Source organism: Fibrobacter sp. UWEL, assembly GCF_900142535.1.
Taxonomy (GTDB): Bacteria; Fibrobacterota; Fibrobacteria; order Fibrobacterales; family Fibrobacteraceae; genus Fibrobacter.
The window spans coordinates 299,988-323,022 of record NZ_FRBE01000001.1 but is presented as its reverse complement, the minus strand read 5'-3'; the positions used below and the strand labels follow the sequence as shown (position 1 = coordinate 323,022).

Below are 23,035 nucleotides of genomic sequence, written 5' to 3'. Positions count from 1 at the left end.
TACAGATGTCAAGATGAAACGGTCCAAAAATAACCGACGCTTGCATCTCGCGGCCCTAGCCCCTAGAACCAAACCTCCAGTCTCTAAAAATAATTGCATCCTACAGCCCTAACCCCTAGATCCTAACCCCTAGCCCCTATTATTTTACTATCTTTCCCCCCGTAAAATTTTTACTTAAAGGGTAATACAATGAAACGTACTCATAACTGTGGCCAGCTCCGTAAGGAAGATGTTGGCCAGACCGTAACTCTCTGTGGTTGGGTGGACCGTCGCCGTGACCACGGTGGTGTGATTTTTGTGGACCTCCGCGACAAGTATGGCAAGACCCAGATTGTGTTCAATCCGGACTACAATGCCGACGTGATTAAGAATGCCGAAACCCTCCGTAACGAATACGTGATTTGCGTTACCGGTAAGGTCTATGCCCGTGAAGAAGGCAACGCCAACGAAAAGCTGGCTACCGGCGACATCGAAGTGAAGATCAGCGAACTCACTATCCTGAACGCTGCTCAGACCTCTCCCCTGGCCATTAACGACCCCAACGAAGAATGTAAGGAAAACGACGACCTCCGCCTCCAGTACCGTTACCTGGACCTGCGCCGTCCCTGGATCCAGAAGAAGCTCATGCTCAAGAGCCGCTTCCTCCGCGCCGTTTACGACTTCTTCTATGAAAACGGTTTCGAAAACATTGAAACTCCCGTGCTCTGCAAGTCCACTCCGGAAGGCGCACGCGACTACCTGGTTCCCTCTCGTGTGAACGCTGGTAAGTTCTACGCTCTCCCCCAGTCTCCGCAGCAGTACAAGCAGCTCCTCATGATCGCTGGCATGGACCGCTACTTCCAGATCGCCAAGTGCTTCCGTGACGAAGACCTCCGCGCCGACCGTCAGCCGGAATTCACCCAGATCGACGTTGAAATGTCCTTCGTGGACCAGGACGACGTGATGGGCATGTTCGACAAGTTCGTTACCGAAGTTCTCGGTAAGGTTTGGAACTTCGAACCTCCCAAGAAGATCCGCCGCATGAAGTGGGCAGAAGCTATGCTCAAGTACGGTTCCGATAAGCCGGACCTCCGCTTCGATCTCGAAATCCATGACGTTTCCGAAATCGGTGCCAAGAGCGAATTCGGCGTGTTCAAGAACTGCGTTGCCGCTGGCGGCAAGATCCGCGGTATCGCTGCCAAGGGTTGCGTTGACTTTACCCGTAAGCAGATCGACGAACTCACCGCTTACGTTGCTAAGTACGGTTCCAAGGGCCTCGTATGGATGCGCGTCAAGGAAAACGACGAAGTGGAAACCCAGGTTGGCAAGTTCTTTACCGTCGACCAGCTCAACGAACTCCGCGACGCTGTGGGCGCTAAGTGCGGCGACATGATGTTCTTCATCGCAGGTCCCGAAAAGATTGCTGCTACCGCTATGGGTCAGCTCCGTCTCGAAGTTGCTCGCATCAAGGGTCTCCGCGATCCGAAGAAGCGTGAATTTGTATGGATCACTGAATTCCCCATGTTCGAATACAGCGACACCGAAGGCCGCTACATGGCTATGCACCATCCGTTCACCAACCCGCTGCCCGAACATCTGGACATGATGCTCTCCGGCAACCTGAAGGATTGCAACGCCGAAGCTTATGACCTTGTTCTCAACGGTGTCGAAATCGGTGGCGGTTCCGTGCGTATCCATAACCCCGAAGTCCAGGAAAAGGTTTTCCGCCTCCTCGGTCTTACCGAAGAACAGGTTAAGGAAAAGTTCGGCTTCTTCGTTGACGCATTCAAGTTCGGCGCTCCTCCCCACGGTGGTTTGGCCTTCGGTCTGGACCGCGTTGTTGCAACTATGGAAGGTGAAGAATCCATCCGTGACTTCATCGCATTCCCGAAGAACACCAGCGCTTCTAGCCCCATGGACCAGTGCCCCAGCGACGTTGACCTGCAGCAGCTGCAGGACATCCACATCGCTGTGCAGATGCCCAAAAAGGATTAAGAGCTCCTCCCGTGTGTCATTCTGAGCGAAGTCGCGAAGCGACGTAGTCGAAGAATCCAGACACAAAGGCTAATCAAGCTCTATCTAAAAAGTCGCGAGGTTTATGCCCCGCGGCTTTTTTTATTTTTGCTGTTGTGAACAAAATATTTTTGAATAAGGATATACTGAAGGGTTTTGGAATTCTGGAGATTATCCTGTTCCTTGTCTCCATAGTGATTAAATTACTGAAGATGCCCTATAAGCCCCAGGGATATCTCATCGACAATGAATTCCTAAGAAATCTGGTTCGATATAATTATTACAACGACTTCCAGAATGCATTTGGAATCCTTTTCCTATTCGCAAGTGCTGCATACATATTCTACGTCGTTGGCTATGTAAAAGCAAAACGGAAAACCCTTAGTTCAACACTTGAATCTGCAATTCTCAAAATATTTCCCTGTTTCCTACTAGCGGGCCTTCTCCTTTGCGGATTTCAAATAAAAGAAGGCCTATCTACTGATTTCGACCTGCCCACTTACGCTAAAACCGAAATTCTGGTAGCGAAAACTGAACATCAAAACAAAAAAAGCAAGAGTTTCGTTTTCACGTTTAGCAATGGCGTCACCAAGGAGGTCCCCAAAAAAGAATTTTTAGAAACGCCAGTGAATCGGATCTTCTACATCGCCTATTTAGGTAATACACCCATTGGATTCTACCCCGCCGATAAGTATCAGCTAGTATTAAAACCCTAAGCCATGCACAAGTATATCTACAGAAAATCAATCTTTATTCTTTGGGTAATCCTGGAAGTTATTTTCGCCATTGTGAATGTGGTAATGACGATTAAGAAGGGAGCCTATACCCCTCACGGATTTCTCATTAACAAAGCATTTCTCGACACCCTTGTACAGTACGATTTTTACCTAACCCTTCAAAAAATTTCATTTGCATTTCTCTTGTTCTTTGGGGCAGGACTCGCATTCTACGGCATCGGAGTCCGCAAAGTAAAACGCAACACCTTTGTCAAGAAGATAGATCGAGGTTTGTTAATCGGCGTTATTTTCCTGCCTCTTGCGGGCACGGCCGCCTTTTGCCTGCCGGAAGCCATAACCATACCCGACAGACTCAATCATCCCGCAAATGTCCAAATAGAACAGGTGACCTCGACGTACACCACACACTCAAAATCTGGCACCCATTATTTCATCCGCTTCACTAGCGGGAGCGACAACCAAGTAAGCCAAAGCGAATACTACAATGCATATGAGGGAAAGCTATACTACCTCGTTTACCAAGGTAAAGCATTAATAGAAACTTTCCCTGCAGATCGATACATCATGCGCAATTAGCGCAAGACATATGATTAAACATTACTTGTTCTTGGAATAATAGCCGTAGTACCCATATCCGTAACCGTAGCCATAGCGACCTGCTTCACGTTCGCAATGGTTCATCACGAATGCCTTAGGCTTATCGCCAAAGCGGTTCATTTTGGCCACGGATTCCTTGATTTCGTTCATATTGTGCTTTCCGTAATGGAGCACAAAAAGACTGAAATCGACAACAGGATAGATCAATTCAGCATCGGTTACCATGCTCATGGGAGGAGTATCAACGATGATGATATCGAACTGTTTTCGAGCCACATCCATCAGTTTCGTGAAGTTTTCACCACGCAATAATTCGCTGGGAGAAAGTCTGGAATGACCTGCAGAAACCACATACATGTTTTCCACATTAGACTGAACAGCAACAGCGCCTAGTTCACAAGTTCCACTCAGCAATTCAGCAAGACCCATCTTGCAACCACTATGATGAACGCCACGGCGCATGTCAGCGTCAATAAGCAAGGTACGCTTGCCAGATTCAGCATACAGGGCTGCCAAATTCAAAGAGACAAAGCTCTTGCCCCCCCCAGGAATCAAGCCGGAAATCATCAATACTGGATGACTTAAAGAAGTCATGCTAAAGTCTACAGAAGTAAGCAAGCTTCGGAAGGATTCGCTCACGCGATCTTCAGGTTCCGAAATAACAACAGGAATACGCTTCTTGCTTTTGGAAGTCTTTCCGTGATGTTCAGGAATCTTGGCATAAACACTTACGCCCGTAGTATTTTCTACGTCATTGCTGCTACGAACTCCATTATGGAGCATTCGTAACAGGTAAATCAGGAGGGAGGCCAGCACGAAAGATGCCGCAATAGCCCCCAGCAGAATACGCATTTTCTTCGGCTTGCTGGGACGGTCTTCCACCATGGCGTAATCCACCACTCGGACGTTACCCACTTCACCAGCACGCACCACACGAAGCTGCTCAATGTTGTTGAGCATTGTGTTATAGATGGCGTTATTCACCTGCACATCTTCTTGCAAGCGCATGACTTCCTGCTGAGTCAGGGGCATTTTTTCAGCACTGGATTTCAACTTGGCCAATTCACGACGGAGTTTGTCCTGCTGCTTGGTTAGGGTTTGAACAGAGGGATGCTCTTCCTTGAACAGTCGGGTAGCTTCCTGACGTTCCTGTTCCAGCCTGAGCAATTGTTTCTGCAGGTCCACTTCCTTTTGCAGGTGAACCTGGGTTTCACCCGTCATGTCCACAGATCCGATCTTATGGCGATAATCCGCCAGAATCCTTTCGGCCGTATCCAGTTTGGCCCTAACGCCAGGCAGCTGCTTTTCCAAAAATTCCAGTGTCTTTTCAGCTTCGGCGCTACGCTTTTCCACATTGCGACGCACGTAAGTATCCGCAATAGTGTTCAAGATGGCGGCAGAACGGTCTGCATAGCGATGCTTCAGGGAAACAGCAATGATACCAGTCTGTTTACCTTTTTCAGCAACAGAAAGCTTACTTGCAAGGCCTCTAATTGCAGACAACGGGGTAAGTTGACGTAAAATAAACTGCTGGCCTTCGATACCACGCATCAGGCGAACACGCATGACTAACGTATCACCTGCATAAGGAGCTCGAATGGTTTCGCCAATTTCAGCCTTTGCAAGCACAGCACCTTCGGGAGTAATCACCTCATAAGAGTTAATGCCGGTAATTTGGGCAATCCAGCGTTCCTTGCGAGCAATCTGGGGAATATCCAGCTCATCGATATCCATACGGCCTTCACGATGCAGCAGGCGATCCATCTTTCCAATAGGAGTTGCGTTAAAACGCAAGTGTTCTTCTTCCACCACGTAAGCAAGCACACTGCGACTCTTTACCAGTTCAATTTCCGCATCAGAGGGGCTAGCCATATCCAACAGCGCACCCATTTCGCCCATAGCCCTAGAGACCTTGTTACCACGAATATCCACCTGGATCATGGCGTCGCTGGTATACTCGGGACGAACCCAGTTCATCAATAGAAAACCAATCACGCCGCCCATAAACAAAAAGCTGAGAATGGTAAACTTTTTGGACCATAAAATACCAAGAACCTCTAACAGGTCAATGGAATCATCACCCTTTTGAGCCGGGAGAGCAGTTTGATTAGCAGAGGCGTTCTTTTCGTTAATATCCATGAGGAACTCCTAAAGGAGCCCCAAAGATAGCATTTTTGTAAGATTTTACTAGATAAAAAAGGGTGACATAGTTCACATTTCCTCTAAATTTATGAAACTTATTTTTAACAAACTATGCTTTAGTGTCATTGGGCTTTCCAGATTATGTATTTTTGGAGCAACCTAACCGCCTCAGGTTTTTGAGGCATTTTTTGGAGATGTAAAAATGAAACTTTCTACTCGTGCAATTGCAGAAGCAATCGGTACTTTCTGGCTGGTGTTCGGTGGCTGCGGCGCAGCTGTACTCGCTTGCGGCGTTCCCACCACTGGCATTGGCTACGTTGGCGTTTCCCTGGCTTTCGGTCTGACAGTCTTGACCATGGCATACGCTCTGGGCCACATTTCCGGTTGCCACCTGAACCCGGCTGTAACTCTGGGCCAGGTCGCTGGCGGTCGTTTCCCCGCCAAGGAAGCTCCGGCTTACATCATCGCACAGGTGATTGGCGGCATTATCGCTGCTGCAGTTCTTTTTGCAATTGCCCAGCCGGACCTGACCAACGCTGGCATTGGCGCATTCGCCACCAACGGCTGGTCCGATAGCCTCACCAACGGTCTCAACGCATTTGGCGGCAAAACTTCCGGCATGTGCAGCGCCTTCCTCATCGAAGTGGTGCTTACCGCAATCTTCCTGTTCGTGATCATGGGTGCAACTGATGGTCGCGCTCCCGCTGGCTTTGCTCCCATCGCTATCGGCCTGTGCCTCACCCTCATCCACCTGATTTCCATTCCCGTCACCAACACTTCCGTGAACCCGGCTCGCTCCACTGCAGTGGCTGTGTTCGTTGGCGGTGCAGCTATTAAGCAGCTGTGGCTCTTCTGGGTGGCACCCATCCTGGGTGGCGTCATCGGCGGCTTCGGCTACAAGTTCCTTGCCGAATGCAAGAACTGCAAGAAGTAGTCGAAAATCGGGAATAAAAGCCCCAAGTGTTCATGGGCGATGTGGCAATAGTCACATTGCCCTTTTTATTTATGTAAACAAAACCACATATTTGTTCCATTACGTAAAACATTATATATCTTCACTCTCAGTAAAGTGTGTTATGGGTTTTTGGATTGATTAACTCAGTTCAGAGGTATTCTCGTGAATAAGAAAATCGTCCTTATGTCGGTGTGTGCTGCAGGTGTCATGTTTAGCGCCTGTTCAGATGATCCTTCCTCCCCCAATGTGGATCCCATTTATTCTAGCGGGTACGTAGATCCTGCTTTGTCCTCCGCAACGGAGTATGTAACCGATCCCACTACTGGCCAACTTGTTCCCGTCAGTTCTGCTTCTGCAGTTGATCCCAACAATCCCCAACCGGGTACAAGTTCCGGTGTGGTTACGGATCCCAACAATCCCCAGCCGGGCACAAGCTCCGGTGTCGTCACGGATCCTAACAATCCTCAGCCGGGTACAAGTTCCGGTGTGGTTACGGACCCCAACAATCCCCAGCCGGGCGCAACTTCCAGCGCCTCCGCACCTGGCCAGAGTTCCTCCAGCGGCCTCAAGGATTACGACGATAACCACGCCCCCAAGGAAAGTGTCCTGCCTCCCGCAGGTTTCTACTCTAACTTGACCATCAATCCGCCTGCAGCAAAACAAGGTGGCCAGGTCAAGTGTACTTTTGACGGTTCCTTCCCCACCGCTAATTCCGAAAGTTTGACTGCTGCAAAGCAGATTACAGAAAACACCGTTATCCGTTGTTCCGAATTCGTGAATGGACAGCCTGCGGACACAACCACTCAGACTTATTTCATTAACGAAACCGTCAATATGCCGGTGATTGCACTTACGGTGAACCATCACGACATGTTTGACTCCACCGATGGCCTCTATGCAACCGGCAACCTGACCAACAACAGCGCTGGTGGCGGTATGTGGGGCGGCATAGATTTTGGCGGCGGAAACGCAACCGACAACAACAACGCCAAGTGTACCGAACCCTGTAAGGCTGCAAATTTCTGGAAGGACGACGAACTTCCCGTCCATGTGGAATTCTTCGAAAACGGCAGCTCCACCAAGACAAAGAACTGGGAAATCGACGCAGGTATTTCCATTATCGGTAACTACAGCCGCTACAAGCCCAAGAAGAGCGTTGCCATCAAGATGGACGACTCCCTCTATAACGACAAGGTCTTAAAGTACAGCCTGTTCAAGACCCGTCCCGAGGCAAAACGTTTCAAGAGTTTCAACCTCCGTAACAATGGTAACCGATTCTGGACAGACTACTTTGGCGACGCCATGCTCACTAGCCTTATGGAAGGCACCGAAGTAGACTACCAGCGTAGCCGCCAGGTGGTGGTGTTCTACAACGGCGAATATTTTGGCATTCACGACATGCGCGAACGCTTGAACAGAAACTTCGCAACCACCAACTACGGCATTGACGCCAAGTCCATCAACGTGGTCAAAAACTGTTCCAATGGCGACGCAGGCTATCAGAGTGGCTGGTGCCCCAGCGGTACTAACGGAGCATCCGCCTCTGAATTTGCCCAGGTGCAGACTTCTATTGCCAACGGCAACTTCGATGGTGAAAACAACCAGAGCTACGCCCAGGCCAAGGAAAAGCTGAACATGAGCAGCTTCGCCCAGTACATGATTGCAGAAATGTACATCCACAACGGTGACTGGCCGGGTAACAACGTACGTTTCTGGGGTGGCGCAGGCCAGCCCTTCAAGGCAATGATCTTTGACGTGGACCACGGTTACGGATTCAGCCCGGGCATTACCGGCTTTGACACCGAAAGCCAGAACATGTTCAGCTGGGTGCTGGGAAGCACCACCATGGACAACGGCAATGGCGGTAACCAGGGTGGTAACGCAGGCGGCATGTTCGGCGGTGGCATGGGCGGCTGGAGCATGGGTTCCAACTCCGCCATCGGAAACATGCTCAAGAGCCTGCTCAAGAATCCCGACTTTAAGCGTTTGTTCATTAACCAGGCTGCAATCCTGCTGAATGACTACCTGACTTATGAAAAGGTACAGTCTGCCGTACAGAACATGCTGGCTACGATGCCCTCTAGCGAACGCTCCCGCGATGAACAGCGCTGGCCCCGCAACCAGACTGCGTTCACCTGGCAGCCCGAAGGCACTCAGCTCCTGCAGTTCGCACGCAACCGCACAGAAACGTTCCGCCAGGAAGTGGCCACCTACTTTGGCCTTTCTGGAGAAGCCAACGTGACCATCTCTACCAACGGAAGCGGCTCCGTAAAGGTTGACGGCATGAGTCTGCCCAGCAATAATTACAGGGGCAAGTTCTTCAGCGGAACTCAGATGGAACTTACCGCAGTGCCGGGCGCAGGCTATATGTTTACCGGCTGGTCCGACGGTTCCTCCGAAAATCCCCGCCTCGTAAACGTCACTGAAGGCATGACCATCACGGCTCAGTTCAAGTAACGTAATACATCTGCAATACTTTTGACCCTCGGCAAACGTCGAGGGTCTTTTGTATGTTTACGTTTTTCTTTCTTTTTTTATAAAAAGAGAGTAACACATACAAATTAAAAACAAAAAATTTACCTTTGTACCCGGTTGTTTAAAGGAGTGCAAAGAATGAACAATAAAGATGAAAAGGGGTCCACCCTTTTGTTAAAGTTGTTTATAATACTATTCAGTGTGTTTATCACATATGGATACGTTTTCGTTCACACGGTTGATGATTCGGGGTTCTTCATCTTCCAGAAAAGCAAGGAGGTGTGCAATGTTTACACCACCAGCTGCTTCAATATGGAGGTTCTTTACCTCCTTACGTTACTTACCATCGCAATCCTTGGTTTCATATCCATTACAGTCACTACGGTAGAATGGACCACCCAGCGGGAATCCGGATTTTACCGTAATACAGTAGCCTTTTTGAATTGCGTCAAAATCGCCATTGCCGTGATATTCTGTACCATGTTCTTCCACTATTCCAAAGCGACCTTGATTATCCCCATAGCGGTGGTGTCGTCCCTATTCCTGGACAGTTACGTATGGAACAAGCGGGCTCGCGAATACGATCCAAAACACAAGAGCTTGCTACTGGATGTGGTAAATGAATTCATGAATACCTTTACCTCCAGGAAAAGCCGCAGGGAGGATGTCATTCGCTATAGGCACAGCATCGTATTCTATACCACTGCCACGTTGCTCATCCTCTTTTGCGTCCACGCCGTTTCCTCCAAAATCAAACCTGTTTTTGGTGCAGTACAAAGCGAAATACAAGCCGTTGCTATAGAGGACAACAGCGACTCTTTCGTTCAGAATTTAAACGAGATGAAGGAACAAAAAGTAACCAAGGTCAGGCCCCAGAAGAAACGTCGCAAGAAGATGGCCGCTGTACAGGAAAAAGTCGTAAAGGATACGGTCAGCGCCAATACCAACGAAGATGAAGAAGACTGGTGGTAACAATCCAGAGTTTTTTGATCCTAATCCCCAATACCGTTGGGGATTTTTTTATATTTACATCCGTAGATTTTTTAACCCGTCCACGTTCGTGGACTTATAACCAAAGGAAGAAACAATGGCTGACAATCTGTCCGTCCTCGGCAAGGCTCGCAAGGCCTACCAGCCGAAACTCCCCGTCGCTCTCCGTAAGGGCGCTCTCAATGTCGCACTCAACAAGGGTAAGGCAACTGAATCTGTCCGCGATCAGAAGAAGATCAAGGCTCTGTTCCCCAACACCTACGGTGCTCCCTACATTCAGCTGAAGGCTGGCAAGGCTGCTGGCGAAGCTAAGGCTCTCAATGTTGGCGTTGTTCTTTCTGGCGGTCAGGCACCTGGTGGCCACAACGTTATTGCTGGTCTCTTCGACGGTATCAAGAGCATCAACAAGTCTTCCAAGCTCCTGGGCTTCCTCGGTGGCCCGTCCGGCCTCGAAAACGGCAAGTTCATCGTGATCAACGAAAAGATCATGGACTCCTACCGCAACACTGGTGGTTTCGACATCATCCAGTCCGGCCGTACCAAGCTGGAAACTGAAGAACAGTTCAAGAAGTGCATGGCAGTTGCCAAGGCTCAGAAGCTCGACGCTATCGTGATTATCGGTGGTGACGACTCCAACACCAACGCAGCTGTTCTCGGTGAATACTTCCAGGCTAACGGCGCTTCCTGCGTTGTTTGCGGCTGCCCCAAGACCATCGACGGCGACCTTAAGAACGAATACATCGAAACCTCCTTCGGTTTCGACACCGCTGTGAAGACCTACTCTGAACTCATCGGCAACATCATGCGCGATGCTAACTCCGCTCAGAAGTACTGGCACTTCATCAAGCTCATGGGTCGTTCTGCTTCTCACATCGCTCTCGAAGCAGCTCTCCAGACTCATCCCAACGTCTGCTTGATCTCTGAAGAAGTCAAGGCTAAGAAGATGAAGCTGAAGCAGGTCATCAAGTATGTTGCAGACATCGTTGCTGCTCGTGCTGCTGACGGCAAGAACTTCGGTGTCGCTCTCATTCCGGAAGGCCTCCTGGAATTCATCCCGGATGTTGGCGTTCTCATTTCCGAACTCTCTGAAGCTCTCGCTCATCACGAAAAGGAAGTTGAAGGTCTCGACACCGCTGCTAAGGTTGAAAAGCTCTGCAAGTGGGTTTCCAAGGCTTCTGCAGAAGTTCTCGTTTCTCTGCCTTCCTTCGTTCAGGCTCAGCTCATGCTGGACCGCGACTCTCATGGTAACGTTCAGGTTTCCCTGATCGAAACCGAAAAGCTCATCATCGACATGGTGAAGAGCGAACTCAAGAGCCGCAAGAACTTCAAGGGCAAGTTCTCTGCTCTCAACCACTTCTTCGGTTACGAAGGCCGTTGCGCAGCTCCGTCCAACTTCGACGCTGACTACTGCTACAGCCTGGGCTACACCGCTTCCGTTCTCGCTTTCAACAAGATGAACGGCTACATGAGCTCTGTTCGCGACCTGACCAAGGGTATCGAAAAGTGGACCGCTGGTGGCATTCCTATCACTATGATGATGAACATGGAACGTCGTCACGGTGCAGACAAGCCGGTTATCCAGAAGGCTCTCGTCGAACTCAACGGCAATCCGTTCAAGTACTTCGCAGCTAACCGCGAAGAATGGGCTAAGACTGAATCCTACACCTATCCGGGTCCGATCCAGTACTGGGGTCCCAGCGAAGTTTGCGACGTTACCAACTTCACTATCAAGCTGGAACGCGGCGCCCTCAAGGTTGCTGCTCCCAAGGCTAAGAAGTCCAAGTAAGGCGAGTGAAGCGCGAGAGCTTGCTCTCGCATTTCCGAGCCGATTGGACGGCACTGCGAAGCAGTGCCAGAAGTAAGCTTAAAAGAGAGGTTCCCGCAAGGGAGCCTTTCTTTTTTATGTGAATTTCTAAATTGTCACCCGATGGGTGAAATTAGGAACAAACAGTCGCGAGAAATTTACGCCGAGTTGCTTCGGGTGATTGCCGCATTCACCGTGGTTTTCCAGCACACGGTCACTTCCGTCTGGTACACAGTGCCGGTAGATTCCAGCGATTTCGCCGCCCTGAATTTTCTGAACAGCATGTCCCGTTTTGGCGTGGGCGTGTTCATCATGATCAGTGGGGCGTTCATGCTCTCCCCCAAGTACCCGCACCCGCCTCAGAAAATTTTAAAACATAACCTCCCCCGCACTTTGATCCCGCTGGTGTTCTGGGTGATCGTATACGGCGTTGTAGGTCAGATTTCAGATAACATTGCAGACGGCAGTTTCGCTGCGGGAGACATCGGGGGAATTATCGCAGACGTCTTATCAGCGCCCCTCCTGCTGTTCACTAAACCTGCGGGACATCTCTGGTTCTTGTATACCCTCGCCGGTCTATACCTCCTGACGCCGCCCCTTCGGGTCTTTACCGAACACGCCTCCCGCAAGATGGTTCTTTACGTTATCGCCATCTTTTTCACCTTCGGGCTGTTCCTGCCCACCGCAGATCACCTGCTGGCAAAGTTCGCCCACTTCTCGATGTACAAGAACATTGGCATCCAGGGAGTTACGTCTTTTGCGGGTTTCTATCTCACGGGATTTTACCTCTCCCATTTCGGGATTGGCGCCAAAGCCCGAAAGCTTCTGTACGGAGCTGCTCTCGCCTCATGGATTATCGCGTTTGTTGCCGCCACCTACATGAGTGAACTACGCGATGCGCCTAACGAATACTTCTTCGGGAACTTCAGACCCACCACCTTCCTGATGGCAGCAGGCGTATTTGCAGCCATGCGAGCGAAATTCGGCAGCAGCACCAACCAGCTTCCATGGCTTCGCAGCCTTGCCCCCTGCATGCTTGGGGTATACTTAGTCCACCCGCTGTTTATCAAGGCTTTCTACGGCCTTCATTTAACGCTGTTGGAACCTCACCCCATCGTAACTGCACCAGTCGCCGCCATAGTTTTCTTCGGGTTGTCACTGGGTACAGTTCACCTGTTCCGCAAGATTCCAGGAATCAAGAAATTCCTTTAGATCCTTCGACTTCGTGCTACGCACTCCGCTCAGGATGACAAATGCACCGAGCGTCTCTATCCCTGCTGCTGTTCGCTGGTGCTAAGCAAGTAAGCGTTAATGAACGGCTTGATCTTGCCATCCAGCACGCCGGCGGTATCGGAGGTTTCCACACCAGTTCGCAGGTCCTTCACCATCTGGTAAGGCTGCAGAACATAGCTACGGATCTGGCTACCCCATTCCACCTTCTTCTTTTCAGCCATACGAGCGTCACGCTTGGCTTCTTCTTCCAGGCGGTAATGTTCAGCCACCATAGTCTTCAGCATCTTGTAACAGGTTTCGCGGTTCTGAATCTGAGAACGTTCCGTCTGGCAGCTAGCCATAATACCTGTAGGCAAGTGCGTCATACGAACAGCGGAGTCCGTCTTGTTGATGTACTGACCACCGGCGCCGCTACTGCGGTAAGTATCCACACGGACATCTTGCATATCCAAGTCAAACTCAATGTCTTCGTGTTCAGGATACAGATAAACCGCGGTAAAGCTTGTATGACGGCGGGCATTTGCGTCAAAGGGGCTGATACGCACTAGACGATGTACACCAATCTCTGAACGAAGCAGACCGTAGGCATTTTCGCAAGACACTTCAATAGTAGCGCTCTTCAGGCCGGCATCTTCCGCTTCCTGGAAGTCCACCACCTTGAAGTCCATCTTTTCACGTTCAAAGAAGTGAGTGTACATGCGGAACAGCATCAAAGCCCAGTCCTGGGATTCCGTACCACCTGCACCCGGATGAATAGACAAGAGGCAAGCGCAAGCGTCATCAGGGCCGTTGAGCATCTTCTTGAATTCCATTTCCTCGATCTTTGCCTTCAGGTCGGCAATATCAGATTCAATGGACTTGGTCAAGTCTTCGGACTCTTCGTCCTTGCTCATTTCGTAAAGTTCAGCCAGGTCGTTGCAAGCAGCAGAAACTTCGTTCCACTTGTTCAGAAGGTCGCGCAAGTTGCCGATCTTCTTCATCATGGACTGAGCCTTTTCCTGGTCGTTCCACAGGTTGGGGTCGTTGGAATCCTTTTCCAACACATAGAGTTCTTCGGTCTTAGCCTCTAAGTCAAAGATACCCCCAGAGCTTATCGATGCGAGCACGCAAGTCGATCAACCCGGTATGTGTAGTCTGAAATGCCATTCTATTCTCCGTTTTTAAATCCTGGATCATTCACTTCGTTCAGGATGACGAGTAAAGAAAAAAGCAACGGCTTTTATTCGCCGCTGCTCTTTATTCAAATGTAAGCGAATTACTTAGCAGAGCCGATTGCCTGGGGCGGAGTGTACTTGGAGTCCAGGTACTGAACCTTGTAGACCTTTCCAAGATCGTCCAGGTAAGCCTTCAGCTGCATCTGGCGTTCCTGTTCGTGCTGCATCTTCAGACCGTTTTCGATCTGGTTCTTGTAGCTTTCGTACTTACCATCGTTACGGCCGGTAAGCATAAAGATGCAGACGCCATCCTTTTCGGTATAGACATCAGAAATGTCGCCCACCTTCATCTTGGCGATAGCCTTTTCAAATGCGGCACCGTGAGCCTTAGTGGTGGTAATCATCATGCCACCAGTCTTCTTGGCTTCGGGATCGTCACTGGACTGGACAACCTGCTGGGCAAATGCCTGTACAGCATAGTTGAACGGCATCTTCTTAGCGCGGATGCTAGAACGGATCTGAGCAGCCATACCCTTCAGCATATCCTTGGTGTCGGCGATGTCCTGAGCAGACTTGCCCTTGGTGCTGACATACAGACGGATACCGCTGATGGAGTCGTTGATGGAAACCTTATGCTTGTTCAGTTCCCAGTAAGCCTGCATCTGCTTTTCGGTAGGATCTGCAGGATACGGAACCTTCTTTTCCAGAAGCATTTCGCTCTTCAGCTGGTCTTCCAACTTGCCCTTGAACTGAGCCATGGTAGTGTTAGACTTCTTCAATTCCTTCTGGAAGGCATCTTCGCTGGGGAACTGCTTCTTGAAGAGAGTTGCAAGGCTATCGACCTTGGCAGCGGGAACCTTCAGGCCCTGCTTCTTGGCTTCCAGCTTGATCAATTCCTGACCCACCAGGTTGTCGATCACGGCATAGCGGAGCTGGGTCATGGTCTGGTCGTCAATCTTCTTGCCACGGAGCTGCTGTTCACCCAGCATCTTAGCCAAGCTATCAATCTTACCTGCAGAAATACCAACCTTGTCGACGCGAATCACGTCAAGGCTCTTAGAATTCATCAACTGAGCAGAAGCGATGCTAGCGGTCAAAAGCAGAGCTGCAGCACCACGAGAAATCAATTTAAGGGACATTATATTTCCTTGTTAAAAATTTTCCGCTGTAAATATAGAAAAAGCTGATTTAGTGAAAAAAAAAGAATTTCTTTTTTTTCATTAAAGAAGCGCCCATATATGCGCTCGAAGAGCGCCATATAGAAAAAGTGATTACCCCGAAGTAGAATTCAGCACGAATTGGAAATGAAAAAGGGATTAGAAATCCTTTTTACGGGTCTTGGGCAGTTCAATCTTTTTACGCATGGCAAAAAGACGGAGAGCAAAGGTAAAAGCCGTAGTAATGAGAATCTGCGGGACGCTTCCCAGATTGGCAAAATCCAGCACGTAAAACAAAATACCGCCAATCAAAGCCGCCGTCGCATAAAAGTCGCTCTTGAGAACCTGGGGAATCTCAGAAACCAGCAGGTCGCGAATCAAACCACCGCCAGCCGCAGTAATGGCTGCGAACAAAATAATGGAGTAAGGACCAGCCGACATAGCACTTGCCTTTGCAGCACCCACAGCCGTAAAGAACCCAAGGCCCAAGGCATCCGCTACAAGAATCAAAACTCTGATCTTACGAATTCTCTTGCGCATTGCCAAGTAGAAAAACGCGCCCGCAATGCAAATAGGAAGATAGATGGGATTAGTAAGCGCCGCCGGCGGTGTAGCCCCCAGCATTACATCGCGAAGGATACCTCCCCCAACACCCGTCACCGTGGCAAGCACAATCAAGCCAAGCCAGTCCAGCCTGTAACGCACCGCCTTTTCCGCCCCCGAAATAGCGAAGGCAAAAGTACCCAGAATATCAAGAATCAAGAGAAGCATAAACTACGCGCAAATATAGAAAAGCATAGCTCCCAATACAAAAAAAAGAAAGAAGTCCTTTTCAGAACTTCTTTCTTTAGATCCTTCGACTACGCCCTGACGGGCTTCGCTCAGGATGACATTGGCCTAATAAATTAGCCCAATGTCACTTCGACCTTGTGCACACCCTTAGTGAAGACGGGGGCGATGTTGGAATCGATTTCCTTGCCATCGACAACCATCTTGGCAACGCCCTTGCAGACGTGCTTCGGGTTCTTCACGGAGATTTCGTAGGTAGCGCCGCGGAACTTACGGGTCACCTTGAATTCGCCCCAAGCGGACGGAATGCAAGGATCAACGATCAAGCCCTTGAAGCTAGAACGTACACCGATGATGAACTGGGTAGCTGCCTGGTAGGTCCAGGAAGAAGTACCGGAGAGCCATGCGTTACGGCCCATACCGAACTGCTTGTGTTCGTCACCGAGAATGTTCTGCGGATAGCAGTACGGTTCGGATTCGAATTCGTCCAGCTTGACGTTCTTTGCAGCGGGGTTAATCTGGTTGTAGTACTGGAAAGCCTTATCGCCACGGCCCAGGATGGTTTCAGCGATCATCACCCACGGATTGGTGTGGAGGAAGATACCGCCGTTTTCCTTTGCTCCAGGAGGATAGGTGGAGATGCCACCAACGGTCGGATCGAAGCCGCGGTAACCCGGAGTAGAGCTCTTCACACCGTTAGCGGTGTTCAGGAGCTTGTTCAGGCTGTCCATGCCCTGTACAGCGCGTTCGCCGTAAGCAATGCCGGACATCACAGACCAAGACTGGCTATTGCAGTAGATCTTGCCGTACTTAGCCTTGTTGGTACCATAGGCGGTGCCGTCCTTACCGAACCAGCGGATCCACCACTTGCCGTCCCAAGCGCACTTGTTGAATGCAGCCTTGACGTCTTCGTACCAGCCCTTGTACATTTCAACGGACTTCTTGTCGCCGAGAGTTTCGCAGATGTCCATCATTTCCAACAGAGCCTTAGCATAGAGGCCGGTGTTGAAGGAGGATTCTGCACCCAGCGGCAGGTTCATGCAGTCGTTCCAGTCAGCGAAGCCGAGGAGCGGCAAGTTGTGCTGACCGAGGTTGTTGCGGCTGAAAGCAACAGAACGCTTGAGGTGTTCGAGGACAGTGCCCTTCGGACGGTCAGCGCGCTTCTTGCCAGCAACGTAGAACGGAATTTCTTCCTTGAGGAGATCCAGCTTACCGGTTTCCTTCAGGTAGTTAGCAACAGTGAGAACGATCCACAGATGGTCGTCACCGTACCAGTCAGCGTACATCGGATTGCCCTTGGCATCCTTAACGCCAGCCTTTTCACGGGAGTCACCGGCATTAGCTTCGTTGCCGTTGTCTTCAGCGAGAGCGAGCGGAGCGTACTGGTGCATAGCGTTACCTTCCGGACGCTGTACGGAGAGAAGGTTCTTGGCGAGTTCCAGAGCTTCTTCCGGCATGTGGCTCATAACGCCCATGAGGTCCTGGCTGGAGTCACGGTAACCGATACCGCGGCTGGTGCCGTAGCCCAGCTGGTACAAGGACAGGTAACGAGACCAGTTCTTGGTAGTGTGGCACTGACGGGGGTTGTGGACGTTGATCATGGAGTTGAAAGCAGCATCCGGAGTTTCCACCTGGATAGTGGACAGGTACTTGGTCCAGAAGTCAGCCAGTTCAGCGAAAGCCTTGTCGACGTTCTTGAGGTCGCGATACTTCTTGATAGCCTTGTTAGCAACCTTGAGAGACTGTTCCTGACCGAGCTGAGTGCAGGTACGGAAAGTCTTGCCGGCAGCAACCTTGCCTGCGTGAATCATGAGAGCTGCGATATTGTCGCCGCGGTCACATTCAGAGTTGGAAAGTTCCTTGTTGCCGAGGGAGAGCGGAGCAGCCCAGGAGCCCATTTCGTTGGAGCCGAGGAACACGCGACGGTCGCCATCGAAGGAGGAAACCTTACCGTTAGCGGTAACGTAGTTCACGGCGAAGTCACGCTTCATGTAAGCGTACTGTTCGAGAACCAGGCAGCCATCCTTTTCCGGATGAGCCTTGAGGGTCATGGTCTGGGGAACCCAGTCAGCGTTGGTGAGCTGCTTTTCAGCTTCGAAGTGGCTGAATTCGTAAACGGGAACAACATCGATTTCCTTAGCGGCCTTAGAGATGTTGGTAACCTGGATGTCCTGGAGGAGAGTGTTGGAGCCAGTCGGCACGAAGATAGTGACCTGAGTGCGAACGCCCTGGCATTCAGCAATCCAACGCATGTAAGACAGACCAACGTGGCATTCCCACTTGTCCATCTTGGTGAGAGTCGGGACAACGAACGGAGAGAATACGCTGTAGCCGCCCTTAGCATCCTTAACGCGGATGTAGATGGTGCTTGCCTTGAAGTCAGAGCAAGGCATCTGAGCGATGTACTTGGTAATACGGTTCAGAGCCGGGTCACCCTTACAGATCAAGGAACCACCAGTAGTATCAACGATACCACCGAAGTTCAGAGTACCGACGTAGTTGCACCACTTAATCGGGGTAGCCGGGTTGGTGAGAACGTATTCTTTAGCAGCGTCATCGAAGTAACCGTACTTAGCGGCGGCCTTAGCGGTCACCTTCTTTGCAGCGGGCTTCTTTGTCTTTGTTGTAGCCATTTTATCTCCGTTAGAGGGGTTGTTAAAAAAGGTTCGAGGTACGAGGTTTGAGGTATGAGCTTTCGCAGGAATACAACATCACCTACATACGTCTTTTCTTGTTGTAAAATTTAGAATTATTTTTCGGGAGCTTCTACGGAAGCAGCTTCTGCAGAGCCTTCTTCCTTATTGAAGTTTTCGAAAGGACGATTACCGAAGTTAATGTAGAAGTAGCCATCCAGCTTCTTGTTGCGGACAGGGTCACGCAGAATGCCGATAGCAGCGCGAACATACTTCAATTCAACCAGAATGTGGTCGCGGGACATGCAGTTCAGGAACGGGCCTTCCGGATAAAGGGTGGGCTTCGGTTCTTCCGCGATCATCTTTTCAAGATTTTCGATTTCGGCAACCAGGCGGCGTTCGTGAGCTTCCAGGGTGCGGATCAGTTCCTTATTGTCTGCGCCAAACAGGAATGCAAAACCCAAGGTACGGGGATCGTCATTGAAGCCGGTCAAGTGCTTCAGGACTTCCTTCTTCAGCACATCCCTACCCTTTTCGGTAATGTTGAAAACCACACGTTCCGGGCGGTTGCCATCACGTTCGGTACGGCCCACAATGCAAGCGTTCTTTTCAAGAGTGGTCAATCGATTGTAGACGGTAGAAGTGCTCAGGTTAGCCCAACGGTCCAGTTCGCGTTCGCGCACTTCGGTGATAATGTCATAACCGCTGCGTTCGTGTTCGAGAATAAGACCCAACAGTACCAAGTCGTATCGATTCATTTGCCCATTCCTCTTCTTTTTTATGCCAAATTCGGGAAATTATCGTTCTGTGATAATAAAATTTAGCATTATTCCAACTTGGAATATACCTAAAATTTTACAAAGTGGTAAAAAATCTTCATTTTTTTTCCACTTTTTTTCCAATTATTGCTTTTTGGGCATTTTGGACTTGGCGATGATCATGAAAATCATGGTCAGGAACCCACCGGTCACCAGCATGGCGGAGGCGCTGACTGCAATACCGCCCATGCCCACAATGGGGCTAGCAATGCCGCCCATAAGGAAACCTGCTGCCCCCATGGCTGCAGAAGCGGTTCCTGCATTCTTGCGTTCCGCATTCAAGGCTAGGGCAGATGCAGGAGGCTGCATCAGACCAAACATGAATGTGGTTACCATAAAGGACGCCTGAAGCAAGGGCAGCGGAGCGTGAGTCAGCAAACAGGCAGCCACGGCAAGGGACGCCGCAAAAACACCAAAGCCAGCGATTTTGATGGCCGTACGGTCACTGCGGATCTTGCCAGAAGTGGCGCATCCAATAGCGGTGCAGACAGCAATCAAGGCAAAGCAAAGACTAAAACCGATGGGGCTCAGTCCATAAAGTTTCTGAAAAATGAAGGGCGATGCAGCGATATAGCCAAACAGCACTATCATGGAAGCGGAGCATACCAGGAAGTAACGGACGAATTCACCATTACGGAAAACTTCGCCATACAACGTGAAGCTAGCCAGAATGGACTTCTGACTGCGACGGTGGGGAGCAAGACTTTCCTGGAATTTTCCGGCCATGAACAGCAGCACAAAACCGTAAATCAGGAGAACAGCAAAAGTTCCCTTCCAGCTCATAAAGTTCAGCAGGAAGCCGCCCAACACCGGAGCTACGATCGGGGCTACCCCATTCACGGCGCTGACCATGGCCAGGAACTTCGTGAGGACTGGCCCGCGGTAAGAGTCCGCAGAGACGGATCTTGCAATCACGATACCGCCAGAAGCCGCAAGACCTTGCAGCAAACGGCAGATATTAAAGATGGCGATGTCCGGAGCATAAATACAGGCGCAGGTACCCACCACAAACAGCACAAGACAAATCACCAGCAGACGCTTACGTCCGTACTTGTCACTCAGCGGGCCAATAAACAGCTGGCCAATACTCAGGCCCAGCATGCTCATGGTAAGGCTCAACTGCGAAGCCGAGGGAGTTGCCTTGAAGTAATCCGCCAAGTTGGGCAACGCCGGCAAGTAGAGATCTGTAACGAAGGGCCCGAAGGCAGAAAGCATTCCCAGAAGGAACATCAAGAACGTGAATTTTGTTTTGGAACTCACGATGTATACACCTTTTTAATTCAACAGGAGCTTTACGCCTAACAAAGGCTGCTCATTGAATTCGTGGCCATATTTAGAAATTTCGGCAAGCGTTTTCAAGATAAAAAAGAAACCCCTGCGGAGGTCCGCAGAGGTTCCTTTAAAGGTTATTTCCAAATTGGAAATTATGCCTTATTGAGACGATCCTGGATCATGTCGATGATGTCGGACAGTTCCTTCGGGAGGTGCTTGCCGAACTTCGGATAGTGATTTTCCTTAACGTCAGCAAGTTCCTTCTTCCAGCCTTCAACATCAACGGAAGTGATTGCGGGGAGAGTCTTCTTGTAGCATTCAGCGAGGCCTTCAGTGTTGAGGGCGCCGTCTGCCGGCATGAAGCCAATCGGGGTTTCCTTAGCGTTGTCTGCACCGTTGCAACGGTCGAAGATCCAAGCGAGGACGCGGCTGTTGTCGCCGTAACCCGGCCACATGAAGCCACCCGGAAGTTCTGCATTGTCAGCGTCCTTACGGAACCAGTTGACGTAGAAGATCTTGGGGAGTTTGTCTTCGGTAGACTTCTTGCCGATTTCGATCCAGTGCTTGAAGTAGTCACCCATGTTGTAGCCGCAGAACGGGAGGATTGCGAACGGGTCGCGACGGATCTTACCGACTTCAGCAGCGTTAATGGTGGAAGCAGCGGTGATTTCGGAACCAACGATGGAGCCGAGGAACACGCCGTGGTTCCAGCTCAGGGACTGGTGAACCAGAGGAATGGTGGACGGACGGCGACCACCGAAGAGGATTGCGGAGATAGGAACGCCTGCAGGATCTTCCCATTCAGCTGCAATGCAGGGGCACTGGTTTGCAGGAGCGGTGAAGCGAGCATTGGGGTGAGCCATTTCTTCGCCCTTAGGAGCCTTGTCCTTGGGGAGAGCGTCACGGGTGTTGCCCTTCCAGTCAACCAGCTTACCGGTAGCCGGGAAGCCGATGCCTTCCCACCATACGTCGCCATCTTCAGTGAGAGCGCAGTTGGTGTAAATGGTGTTCTTTTCAGCAGAGATCAAAGCATTCTTGTTGGATTCTGCAGAAGTACCCGGAGCAACGCCGAAGAAGCCTGCTTCAGGGTTGATTGCATAAAGACGACCGTCCTTACCAAACTTCATCCATGCGATATCGTCACCGATGGTTTCGACCTTCCAGCCCGGGATAGTCGGGATGAGCATAGCGAGGTTGGTCTTACCGCAAGCAGAGGGGAATGCGCCAGTAACATACTTGACTTCGCCCTTGGGGTTGGTGAGCTTCAGGATAAGCATGTGTTCAGCCAGCCAGCCTTCGTCGCGAGCGAGAACGGTAGCGATACGGAGAGCGAAGCACTTCTTGCCGAGCAGAGCGTTTCCACCGTAGCCAGAACCGTAGGACCAAATGAGCTTCTGGTCGGGGAACTGGGAGATGTACTTGTGTTCAACGTCAGCGCAGGGCCAGATGCCGCCATCGGTTTCACCGTTGTTCAGCGGCTTACCAACAGAGTGGAGGCAGGGAACGAATGCAGCGTTCGGGTCTGCATTGAAGATATCGAGAACCTTCTTGCCGGCGCGAGTCATGATGTCCATGTTGAGAACGACGTATTCGGAATCAGTGATTTCGATACCGTTCTTGGAGATGTCGGAACCAAGGGGGCCCATGCAGAACGGAATCACGTACATGGTACGGCCGTGCATACAACCCTTGTACAGGTCACGCATAGTCTTCTTCAGTTCGGTGGGGTTGATCCAGTGGTTGGTCGGACCTGCATCTTCTTCGTCGATGGAAGAGATGAAGGTACGGGATTCAACACGAGCCACGTCAGACGGAAGAGAACGGAACAGGTAGCAGTTTTCCTTCTTAGCGAGCTTGGTAGCGAGACCAGCGTCGACACACTTCTGCATGAGGGTGTTGTATTCTTCGATAGAACCGTCGGTAACAACAACGTTGTCCGGTTCGCACATTTCGATGACTTCTTCAACCCAAGCCTTGATCTTCGGGTGCTTGATGTCGTTCAGAGTAAGAGACATTATGAGCTCCTATTTGGTTAATGTTAAGGCGACCGCATGACGCAGTCCACCCTTTCGAGAATTTTCGAACGACTGAAATGTATAAAAATTTGAAGCGAATAAACAATCCTGAGTTTGAAAAAACGATCAAAATCACACTGAACGAACGAGGGGCGGAACATCAAACCGCCCATGGCGGACTCCCCTGCCCAATCTCGTTGAGATTCTCTAAATATTTTTCGGGAAAATTTGCGCTTTTTTAACATTTTTCTTAAAAATTTGATAGATTATCC

The 23,035-nt window shown here is 50.4% G+C and carries 16 protein-coding genes; 8 read left to right on the top strand and 8 right to left on the bottom strand.

Features of this window, described 5'->3' with window-relative positions; genetic code table 11:
* The first annotated feature begins 189 nt into the window (after window positions 1-189).
* The 3 genes from aspS to BUB59_RS01350 all read left to right on the top strand — a co-directional run bounded on the left by aspS (window position 190) and on the right by BUB59_RS01350 (window position 3,305).
* Complete coding sequence (gene aspS, locus BUB59_RS01360) at window positions 190-1,974, top strand: aspartate--tRNA ligase (protein WP_073224889.1); 1,785 nt, start codon at window positions 190-192, stop codon at window positions 1,972-1,974.
* A 134-nt stretch (window positions 1,975-2,108) separates the two neighbouring features.
* A complete protein-coding gene (locus BUB59_RS01355; RefSeq protein ID WP_143160168.1) occupies window positions 2,109-2,708 on the top strand; it encodes a hypothetical protein in 600 nt (199 codons plus the stop codon).
* 84 nt (window positions 2,709-2,792) lie between these two features.
* Window positions 2,793-3,305, top strand: a complete 513-nt coding sequence (locus tag BUB59_RS01350; protein WP_143160167.1) for a hypothetical protein — start codon at window positions 2,793-2,795, stop codon at window positions 3,303-3,305.
* A gap of 21 nt (window positions 3,306-3,326) precedes the next feature.
* On the opposite strand, the gene BUB59_RS01345 is transcribed toward BUB59_RS01350, so the two are convergent.
* The gene (locus BUB59_RS01345; RefSeq protein ID WP_073224883.1) at window positions 3,327-5,465 is read right to left on the bottom strand and encodes a polysaccharide biosynthesis tyrosine autokinase; all 2,139 of its coding nucleotides are present in this window, start codon (window positions 5,463-5,465) and stop codon (window positions 3,327-3,329) included.
* 205 nt (window positions 5,466-5,670) lie between these two features.
* Here BUB59_RS01345 and aqpZ point away from each other — a divergent pair, with 205 nt between their 5' ends.
* The 5 genes from aqpZ to BUB59_RS01320 all read left to right on the top strand — a co-directional run bounded on the left by aqpZ (window position 5,671) and on the right by BUB59_RS01320 (window position 12,904).
* Window positions 5,671-6,402: an aquaporin Z gene (aqpZ, locus tag BUB59_RS01340; RefSeq protein WP_073224881.1), complete on the top strand. Its 732-nt coding sequence runs from the start codon at window positions 5,671-5,673 to the stop codon at window positions 6,400-6,402.
* A gap of 183 nt (window positions 6,403-6,585) precedes the next feature.
* On the top strand, window positions 6,586-8,880 hold the full coding sequence (locus BUB59_RS01335) for a CotH kinase family protein (protein ID WP_234979890.1): 2,295 nt from the start codon (window positions 6,586-6,588) through the stop codon (window positions 8,878-8,880).
* Between the two features lie 219 nt (window positions 8,881-9,099).
* Window positions 9,100-9,870, top strand: a complete 771-nt coding sequence (locus BUB59_RS01330; RefSeq protein WP_143160166.1) for a hypothetical protein — start codon at window positions 9,100-9,102, stop codon at window positions 9,868-9,870.
* Between the two features lie 115 nt (window positions 9,871-9,985).
* Window positions 9,986-11,674, top strand: a complete 1,689-nt coding sequence (locus BUB59_RS01325; RefSeq protein ID WP_073224875.1) for a diphosphate--fructose-6-phosphate 1-phosphotransferase — start codon at window positions 9,986-9,988, stop codon at window positions 11,672-11,674.
* Between the two features lie 141 nt (window positions 11,675-11,815).
* Window positions 11,816-12,904 carry an acyltransferase gene (locus BUB59_RS01320; RefSeq protein WP_073224873.1) on the top strand — a complete coding sequence of 363 codons (1,089 nt, stop codon included), beginning with the start codon at window positions 11,816-11,818 and terminating at the stop codon, window positions 12,902-12,904.
* A 56-nt stretch (window positions 12,905-12,960) separates the two neighbouring features.
* On the opposite strand, the gene prfB is transcribed toward BUB59_RS01320, so the two are convergent.
* The 7 genes from prfB to BUB59_RS01285 form a co-directional block, all read right to left on the bottom strand.
* Window positions 12,961-14,071 (bottom strand): peptide chain release factor 2 gene (prfB, locus tag BUB59_RS01315; protein ID WP_143160165.1). Its coding sequence is split into 2 segments (ribosomal slippage): window positions 12,961-13,998 and window positions 14,000-14,071, totalling 1,110 coding nucleotides; the frame shifts between segments, so codons are not numbered across the junction.
* Window positions 14,072-14,180: 109 nt separating this feature from the next.
* The gene (locus BUB59_RS01310) at window positions 14,181-15,218 is read right to left on the bottom strand and encodes a peptidylprolyl isomerase (protein WP_073224869.1); all 1,038 of its coding nucleotides are present in this window, start codon (window positions 15,216-15,218) and stop codon (window positions 14,181-14,183) included.
* A 177-nt stretch (window positions 15,219-15,395) separates the two neighbouring features.
* Complete coding sequence (locus BUB59_RS01305; protein WP_073224867.1) at window positions 15,396-16,007, bottom strand: trimeric intracellular cation channel family protein; 612 nt, start codon at window positions 16,005-16,007, stop codon at window positions 15,396-15,398.
* A 134-nt stretch (window positions 16,008-16,141) separates the two neighbouring features.
* Window positions 16,142-18,658, bottom strand: coding sequence for a glycoside hydrolase family 94 protein (locus BUB59_RS01300; protein WP_073224865.1), 2,517 nt, complete (start codon window positions 18,656-18,658; stop codon window positions 16,142-16,144).
* Window positions 18,659-18,774: 116 nt separating this feature from the next.
* Window positions 18,775-19,416: a PadR family transcriptional regulator gene (locus BUB59_RS01295; RefSeq protein ID WP_073224862.1), complete on the bottom strand. Its 642-nt coding sequence runs from the start codon at window positions 19,414-19,416 to the stop codon at window positions 18,775-18,777.
* 144 nt (window positions 19,417-19,560) lie between these two features.
* A complete protein-coding gene (locus tag BUB59_RS01290) occupies window positions 19,561-20,736 on the bottom strand; it encodes a multidrug effflux MFS transporter (RefSeq protein ID WP_143160164.1) in 1,176 nt (391 codons plus the stop codon).
* Between the two features lie 164 nt (window positions 20,737-20,900).
* Window positions 20,901-22,763, bottom strand: a complete 1,863-nt coding sequence (locus BUB59_RS01285) for a phosphoenolpyruvate carboxykinase (GTP) (protein WP_073224858.1) — start codon at window positions 22,761-22,763, stop codon at window positions 20,901-20,903.
* Window positions 22,764-23,035: the final 272 nt, after the last annotated feature.